A 1,089-nucleotide genomic window follows, 5' to 3' on the forward strand; every position below is an offset into this window, starting at 1 on the left:
GCGATCAGCTCAACGTCGAACTTCAGGTTGTCGCCCGGCATCACCATTTCCGTGCCTTCGGGCAGCTGAACCGTGCCGGTCACGTCTGTGGTCCGGAAGTAGAACTGTGGACGGTAGTTCGCGAAGAACGGCGTGTGACGGCCACCCTCTTCCTTGGTGAGGATATAGGCTTCGGCCTCGAACTTCGTGTGCGGGTTCACGGAACCCGGCTTGCAGAGCACCTGACCACGCTCAACACCTTCACGGTCGATGCCGCGCAGCAGCGCGCCGATGTTGTCGCCCGCTTCACCACGGTCCAGCAGCTTGCGGAACATTTCCACACCTGTGCAGGTGGTCTTCGCGGTGTCGCGGATGCCGACGATTTCGATCTCGTCGCCCACGTTGATCACGCCACGCTCGACACGGCCGGTCACAACCGTACCACGGCCAGAAATCGAGAACACGTCTTCCACTGGCATCAGGAACGGCTGGTCCACGGCACGCGCAGGTGTCGGGATGTATTCGTCCACAGCGGCCATCAGTTCCTTGATCTTGTCTTCGCCGATGGCGTTGTCACGGCCTTCCATCGCCGCCAGCGCGGAGCCTGCGATGATTGGAATGTCGTCGCCGGGGTACTCATAAGAGGACAGCAGCTCGCGGATTTCCATTTCGACCAGTTCCAGCAGCTCTTCGTCGTCGACCTGATCCACTTTGTTCATGAAAACAACCATGTAGGGGATGCCAACCTGGCGGCCCAGCAGGATGTGCTCACGGGTCTGGGGCATCGGGCCGTCGGCCGCGTTCACCACCAGGATCGCGCCGTCCATCTGGGCGGCACCGGTGATCATGTTCTTGACGTAGTCGGCGTGGCCGGGGCAATCAACGTGCGCATAGTGACGTGCGTCGGTTTCATACTCCACGTGCGCGGTGGAGATGGTGATCCCACGCGCTTTCTCTTCGGGCGCGCCGTCAATCTGGTCATACGCCTTGAAGTCACCAAAATACTTGGTGATCGCCGCCGTCAGCGTCGTCTTGCCGTGGTCAACGTGGCCAATCGTGCCGATGTTGACGTGCGGTTTCGTGCGTTCAAACTTTTCCTTTGCCATGGTG

Annotated in this window: 1 protein-coding gene; it reads right to left on the minus strand. The window is 60.3% G+C overall.

All coding sequences use genetic code 11. The annotated features are described in order from the left end of the window. Window positions 1–1,085: elongation factor Tu (gene tuf / locus Q1A91_RS23640; protein WP_299883381.1), on the minus strand; the 1,085-nt coding region annotated here is incomplete at its 3' end. Between the last annotated feature and the right edge of the window lie 4 nt (window positions 1,086–1,089).

This window comes from uncultured Sulfitobacter sp. (assembly GCF_947500075.1).
Lineage (GTDB): Bacteria > Pseudomonadota > Alphaproteobacteria > Rhodobacterales > Rhodobacteraceae > Sulfitobacter.